Source organism: Variovorax sp. P4_D9 (genome assembly GCF_056401695.1).
Genome location: NZ_JBFUIU010001348.1, coordinates 1 through 1,652 on the forward strand (window position 1 = coordinate 1; position 1,652 = coordinate 1,652).

Sequence of the window (1,652 nt, forward strand, 5' to 3'; positions counted from 1 at the left end):
TTGAAAGTCGCCAGCTCGCGCACGGTCTCGGTGCGCGCGTTGTACGTCTGCAGGCCGTACTTCACTTCCTTGGCGAAGCCGGGCAGCAGCCCGAAGTGGCCCTCGATCACCTCGAAGTCCGGCACCGCCTCGTCGCCCGACTCACGCTCGGGTGGCCGGCGGATGAAGGGCGCCATCTGCGTCGGGTAGATGTGCAGGCCACCCGGCGGCCGCTCCCAGCTCGGCGGCAAGTGGATGCCGAAGTGTTTCTCGATCTGCTTGCGGCGCTTCTCCGCCTGGTAGTGGCTGCACATCAGCGCATTGTGCTGGAGCCCGGTTCGTAGGCAACCGGGGCCAGCCACGCCACGGCCGCCGTCGCGGGCGACATCGCCCGCAGCCGCTCGTCCCGCCAGAGATCGGCCGCGACCTCGTCGAGCTGTTCGGGGTCGACCGTGCGCCAGCGCCTGTGCAGCTCATGCGCGCAGGCGGCGATCCATATTTCGGCAGTGATCTCGGCAGAGATCTCGGCGGCCACGGGGTCCATGGATGAACTGTACATCCAACCAGTATTTTTGCCTATGACTTAGGCGTTAAATACTGTATCTTTTCCCAGTATGTCTGGTCCCCCTCCTCCCTATGCGGAACTCTACTGCCGCTCCAACTACAGCTTCCTGGTCGGCGCCTCCGAGCCCGAGGAACTGGTCGAGCGCGCCGCGGCGAAGCTCTACACCGCGATCGCCCTCACCGACGAATGCTCGGTCTCCGGCGTTGTCCGCGCGCACCTGGCCGCCCACGAGTGCGGGATCCATTTCATCGTCGGCAGCGAGATCCTGTTGACCACGGCCGGCGGCCACCCGCACGCGCGCATCGTCTTCCTGGCCCAGGACCGGCGCGGCTACGGCAACCTGTGCGAGGCGATCACGCTGGCCCGCCGCCGTGCCGAGAAGGGCCGGTACCTCGCTCTGGTCGCCGACTTCGAGGGCAAGACCGCCAAGGCGCCGCACCTGGCCGGTCTCCCCGGCTRCATCGCGCTGCTGCTGCCGGAGCGCGACGAGACCGTCGAGACGCTGTTCGCCAAGGCCATGTGGCTCAAGACCTGGTTCGACGGCCGCGCCTGGCTGCTCGAGCCGCGGCCGATGGACAACGACGACGAGCTGCGCTGCTGGATCATCGAGCAGGTGGCCGAGCTGACGGGGCTGCGCATCGTGGCCACGGCCAGTCCCGTGATGCACACCCGCCTGCGCAAGCCCCTGCAGGACGTGGTCACGGCCGTGCGCGTGGGCCGGCCGGTCAGCCAGTGCGGGTTCGAGCTCCAGGCCAACGGCGAGGCCTACCTGCGCGGGCGGGCCTACCTGCGCCAGGCCTTCCCCGACGCGTGGATGCGCGAGACCGTCGAGGTCGCGCGCCGGTGCACCTTCAGCCTGGAGGAGCTGCGTTACGAGTACCCCGAGGAGATCGTGCCGGCGGGCGAGACGGCGCCCTCCTACCTGCGCAAGCTCGCGTATGAAGGTGCGGCCAGACGCTTCCCGTCGATGCTCCCCGACAAGGTGCGTGCCCAGATCGAGCACGAGCTGTCCATCATCCGGCAGCTCGAGTACGAGGCCTACTTCCTGACGGTCGAGGACATCGTGCGCTGGGCGCGCGGGCGCGGCATCCTGTGCCAGGGCCGGGGC

At 68.6% G+C, this 1,652-nt stretch carries 3 protein-coding genes; 1 reads left to right on the top strand and 2 read right to left on the bottom strand.

Annotated elements, in window-relative coordinates:
• A partial coding sequence (locus tag AC1DY5_RS54775) for an SOS response-associated peptidase family protein (protein ID WP_478122553.1) occupies positions 1–293 on the bottom strand: 293 nt, incomplete at its 3' end.
• Positions 293–523: a hypothetical protein gene (locus tag AC1DY5_RS54780; RefSeq protein WP_478122554.1), complete on the bottom strand. Its 231-nt coding sequence runs from the start codon at positions 521–523 to the stop codon at positions 293–295. The genes AC1DY5_RS54775 and AC1DY5_RS54780, both read right to left, overlap by 1 nt.
• A 70-nt stretch (positions 524–593) precedes the next feature.
• Here AC1DY5_RS54780 and AC1DY5_RS54785 point away from each other — a divergent pair.
• Positions 594–1,652 (top strand): PHP domain-containing protein (locus tag AC1DY5_RS54785; RefSeq protein ID WP_478122555.1); only part of this gene is annotated, 1,059 nt, incomplete at its 3' end.